This window comes from Ferruginibacter sp. (assembly GCF_031430955.1).
Lineage (GTDB): Bacteria > Bacteroidota > Bacteroidia > Chitinophagales > Chitinophagaceae > Ferruginibacter.
In genome coordinates this window covers 1-5,052 of the sequence record NZ_JANPCM010000550.1, presented here as the reverse complement: position 1 = coordinate 5,052, position 5,052 = coordinate 1, and the positions used below count along the sequence as shown (strand labels likewise).

4 protein-coding genes and 1 pseudogene are annotated in these 5,052 nt (G+C 37.9%); 2 read left to right on the top strand and 3 right to left on the bottom strand.

The window, feature by feature from the left end; all coding sequences use genetic code 11:
* Positions 1-206 precede the first annotated feature (206 nt).
* From ACY65O_RS15495 to ACY65O_RS15485, 3 genes are all read right to left on the bottom strand, one after another.
* Positions 207-461, bottom strand: a complete 255-nt coding sequence (locus ACY65O_RS15495) for a hypothetical protein (protein WP_462221766.1) — start codon at positions 459-461, stop codon at positions 207-209.
* Positions 462-522: 61 nt separating this feature from the next.
* Complete coding sequence (locus tag ACY65O_RS15490; protein ID WP_462221765.1) at positions 523-2,274, bottom strand: hypothetical protein; 1,752 nt, start codon at positions 2,272-2,274, stop codon at positions 523-525.
* 90 nt (positions 2,275-2,364) lie between these two features.
* A complete protein-coding gene (locus ACY65O_RS15485; RefSeq protein ID WP_462221764.1) occupies positions 2,365-3,693 on the bottom strand; it encodes a DEAD/DEAH box helicase in 1,329 nt (442 codons plus the stop codon).
* Positions 3,694-3,916: 223 nt separating this feature from the next.
* Between ACY65O_RS15485 and ACY65O_RS15480 the strand changes: the two genes are divergently transcribed.
* On the top strand, positions 3,917-4,456 hold the full coding sequence (locus tag ACY65O_RS15480; protein ID WP_462221763.1) for an N-acetyltransferase family protein: 540 nt from the start codon (positions 3,917-3,919) through the stop codon (positions 4,454-4,456).
* A gap of 177 nt (positions 4,457-4,633) precedes the next feature.
* Positions 4,634-5,052 (top strand): annotated as a pseudogene (locus tag ACY65O_RS15475) (tetratricopeptide repeat protein); the annotation flags it as partial.

The following is a 5,052-nucleotide window of genomic DNA, read 5'->3' as shown; positions in this document are numbered from 1 at the left end:
GCAGAAAACATTTCAGCAGGAATATGATGAGTTATCAGCAAGTATGGGTTTAAAAAGTTTGCCGGGTAGTATATCTGAAGCCAGAAAAACCAAATCTTAAATACTGAAACCAAGGCATAACTCAAAAAAATCCAACTTCATTACTTATTTTGCCCTCTCGTTTTCGGCTTATCCTATATCGCCATTTCCCTGTCTTTTCTTCTTAATTATTTTTTCAATAAACTTTTATTAACCTGCTTCCCAAAAATATATCCAGCAACACCACCAATCACTGTTCCAATTATTAATGCTGCAACACTGCTGCTGCCAATAAAATAACTGATGCCAAGCCCGATGAATGCAAAAAATATTACAGCAACAATAATTGACTGGTTAGTTTTTTTATGCTTCGCATGAGCAACAGGAGGTTTATCATGATGTGGTGTATGTTTATGTGGGTGTCTGCTTTTAGATTCGGGCATAATTTTTATTTCAATGTACGATTTTTTACAGGCTTTCCTTATGGTATTATTGTAATAACCGTTAAAACACCGCCGCAGTAAGTTGCACATCCGCCAGCACAAAAGCTTTTTTATACCTTGCCAGCATCACTCCTGCTGCTGCATTTTTATGCTGTGCCAGCAAAGCCTGATAAATGCCAAATAAGGCCCAGCCATTTTCATTATTGTTCAGCAGGTCTTTTCTAAAAACTTTTTCGGCAGCTACAGGTTCATTTGCTTTTAAATAAGCATTACCCAAATAGTGTTTGGGATTTAATAGCCAGTCCCTTGGTTCGGTGTACACCATATGCTCTTCGGTGGTGGTGGCTGTTTCAAATGCTTTAATCGCAGCAGGATAGTTTTTTTCTGCCATAGCAATGTTTCCCGATAAAATATTTTCAGCTACTATAGCACCATCTATTGCAGGAGAAAAAACGCCGAATGGAAGATACAATCCGGAATCTTTCATGGCTGCCTGCATTTGCTGCAACTCGGTATTAGCTTCAGTAATTTTTGACTGATGTGCCAATGCCATGCCTCTGCCAAAATGAAAAAGTATAGCAGCATAAACCATTTTGGTATCAGGCTGTTTAGCTCTTAACAATTCTTCCCAATTACCAAAGCGTATATTCACTAACGTGGGTACCATCAATATATATTGAGCAGCGGAGCCGAAAGGTGCCGGTGCCAGTGAATAGGTTTCGGGAACACTTGCTGCTGTTTCTTTTGCAGCCTGCATACTGTACTTCCTGCGTCCTGCAAGCATACCTACTGTAGTTTGCATGTGAATATTATGTATCACATATAAAAAATCACTGGCAGCAACAGGATTGTAAATTGCAAAAACTTTTTTATAATCATTCAACGCTTTTTCATTTACGGTGGCCCCTTTATTATACTGCCCGGTACGCAGGTAAATATGCGAAGGCATGTGAACGGTATGCGAAAGCCCTGGTGTAAGCCTGCCCATTCGATTGGCGCTTGCCAAGGCTTTTGCGGCATAAGGCGATGGTTCCATTACATGAATATAATAATGATTAGCACCGGGATGATCAGGCGAAGTTTTCAATAATTTTTCCAGTACGGTTTCAATTAAGGGTGTCCATGGTTTTGGCGTGCCGTTAATATTCCACAAATCCCAGGGATGCTCCAGCATCATTGCATCGGCATACAAAGCTTGTGCATCTGCATTGCTTGAAAAATCATCGTACAGCTTTTTCATCATTGCGGTGTATTGTGTATTTAGTTTTGCCCTGGTGGCATCAGCAGAGTCTGCAGTATATCTTACCGCCATCGCATTGATCAATGCTTTTTCCATAGCACTTGCTTTGCCTGATAATTGTGTGGCCATTTGTGTGGCTTGCAAAGCCGCTGGCGATGCAACATATCCCAGGTCGTTGATGTTTGGCCCGTATGTTAATGCCTGTGCCCAATACATTATGGCACAACCGGAATCAAACTTCGCCGCTTTTTTAAATGAAGCCATGGCCTCGATAATATGGAAGCTGTAATACATATTGATACCCTGGTTAAAATAAATCTGGGCACTATCACTTTGTGTGGAAATTTTCCAGGTGTATTTTCCTGTACCGGGTATGATGGGTATTGCCGTTTCTTCTGTAAGGCTGTTAATTGATTCCCAATCGGGGCCGCATGATATAGCTGTGCGTTTTTTATTTTTATAATGTTGAACTAAATTGGCCGCAATATTCCTGCTGCTTACTTTTATTATTTTAGAAGCAATAAATGCTGTGGCAAATGCCAGGACGGCCAGTAAGAGTAAATTACGTAACATTGTTGAAAGTTTAATAAGTAAAAAATACAAATTATTTTTCAACTACTGCAAATAAAATTCAAAAAAATAAAGGTAGAAGCGCTGGATATATTACTTCTTCTGCCCTCTAGTTTTCGGCTTACCATATTTCGCCATCATTCGGTCTTTTCTTCTTACCACAAAATTTACTTTGCTATTCTTGGCAGATTTTTCATGAAAGGCCGGGCCTACTTCATCTTTTTTAGGAATTTTTACCTGCACCGGTTTCATATAAATTTTAGGTTTCTCATCTTCAGTTAAAATATCAGAGATGATCAATCCTTCCGGTAAAGCGGCTATGGGCACCTGGTAGTGCATTAAAGTTTCTATGGCGTTTAAAAGCGGTTTTTCTTTTTCAGTAATAAAAGTAATGGCAATACCTTTTTTATCGGCCCTGCCGGTACGGCCAATACGGTGCATATAATTTTCGGACACATCCGGCGTATCAAAATTAATAACGTGGGTTACTTCGGCAATATCTATTCCTCTTGCAACAATGTCTGTTGCTATGATAAACCGGTAAGTACCATTTTTAAATTGCTCTACTGTGTTAAAGCGGTGATTCTGTTCTTTGTTGCTGTGTATCACACCTGCCGTACCCGGAAATTTTGTTTCCAATTGTTCGTACAGATCATCAGCTAATTTTTTGGTGGCTGCAAATACCAGCACCTTCGTCATGGTGCCATCTTCGGTTAATAATAAATGCAGCAGGTTTACTTTGGTGTAAAAGTTAGGTACTTCGTAACCGGTTTGTACAATATTTTCCAATGGCGTTCCGGTGGGTGCAGCTTCTACCCTTTCCGGATCGTTAAAATAAGTTGCAATTAATGCTTCAATATCTTCTGTTATGGTTGCAGAAAACATGAGATTTTGTCTTTTAGCCGGCAACAGATCCAGTATATTTTTTAATTGTGTTCTAAAACCAAGGTTCAGCATTTCATCAACTTCATCTATCACTAATTTTTTTATCGCTTTACTTTTAAATGCGCCGTTCATTGCAAGATCATACAGTCTGCCCGGTGTTGCCACTACCACATCAGCCCCATTGTACAGCTCTGCCATTTGTGTTTTAATATTTACACCTCCATAAACACCTACTGCAAGTACACTCATGTAAGGCGTAAGCTCTTTTACAGCCTGTACCACTTGTGCAACCAATTCTCTTGTGGGTACCAAAATTAAAATTTGAGGCACTTTTTCTTTATTAAATTTCCATTGACGCAACAGCGGAAGTAAATATGCAAATGTTTTACCAGTTCCGGTTTGGGCAATGCCACAAACATCTCTGCCACTCATAACTACCGGAAAAACCCTGTGCTGAATAGTAGTAGGAACAGTAAAACCCAAATCGTTCAACACGGATTGCAGGGGTGTATTTAAATTTAAATCGGCAAATAACATTTTATAAAATTATTTGGTAAAGATAGTTGTAAAAAAAAAGAAGGCAGATTTTTATCATTTCTGCTTACCAATACGGAAACCCAAATGCAATGAGGTTTTTTATTAATTATTTTTTTAGCCTTATTAATATATCCAATCACTTTAAACCTATTTTGCCGGTGTTATATTCACTCCAAAAATTATAATTTTAACTTTACGTATTTCTAACTATTTTTTTTAAATAATGATCAATATATATAAAGCTTCCCCTGATGATGCGGTACTTATTACAGAGCTTGCCAGAAAAATTTATCGGGAACATTACTTACACTTATGGCATGCCGGTGGTGCACAATGGTATATGGAGGAGTATGCTTATGCAAAAGAAAAAATTGAAATGGAACTTGCAGATAACAATATTGAATACTTTATCGCAGAGGAAGACGGCGCTTATTTGGGATATATGAAAATTGTATTAGCGGCAACCTTAGCAGGTGATGAAAGTATGCATGCACTGGAAGTGGAACGCATTTATCTTTATAAAAAAGCAACAGGAAAAGGTATTGGAAAAAAATTTATGCTGCTTGCGCAACAAATTGCTCACCAACTTAAAAAAGACATTATCTTTTTAAAAGCAATGGACTCCAGTACCGGGGCACTTGAATTCTACAAAAAAATGGGATACAGCATCTGCGGTAATTTAACTTTACCATTGCCGGTATTTCAACTGATGAAAAAAGAATACAGGGGAATGGTAATATTAAAAAGAAAAATAGAAGCATGAGATTATTTATAAAAAATCAATACCTAATCTCTTTGTTGTATCAATATTTATTTTTATCTTTCTTAAAAGCAGTTGGGATAACAGGACCTCCGTTCTAAGTTCTAAGTTCTAAGTTTTACTATACTATTTTAATACTGCTAAACTGCAATTATTCCGTGAAAAATAAATCAGGAAAGCATGAAAGAGATAATACGCTATATTCTGATAATTCTTTTAGTTCCGTTAGCGGTTTCCTGCAAACGAAAAATCTCATCTCCTTCAATAGAAACAATAAATGCAATCAACCTTAAACGTGGACAGGTAGTATTGTGCGGCCCCCCCGATAAAGAATTGGGTACAGTTTTATTTGAAACTTCATGCCCTGAAAAAGCGAAAAAAGATTTTGACCTAGGCGTTGCACTACTGCATTCATTTGAATATGATGAAGCAGAAAAAGTTTTTGCAAAAATTATTGATGAAAGCCCAGATTGTGCAATGGCTTACTGGGGAGTGGCCATGTGTAATTACCACCAGGTATGGCCTTCGCCTCCATCGCCTGCCGAATTGGAGAAAGGAAATAAAGCCATTGCTATTGCACAATCCATTACAAAAAAATC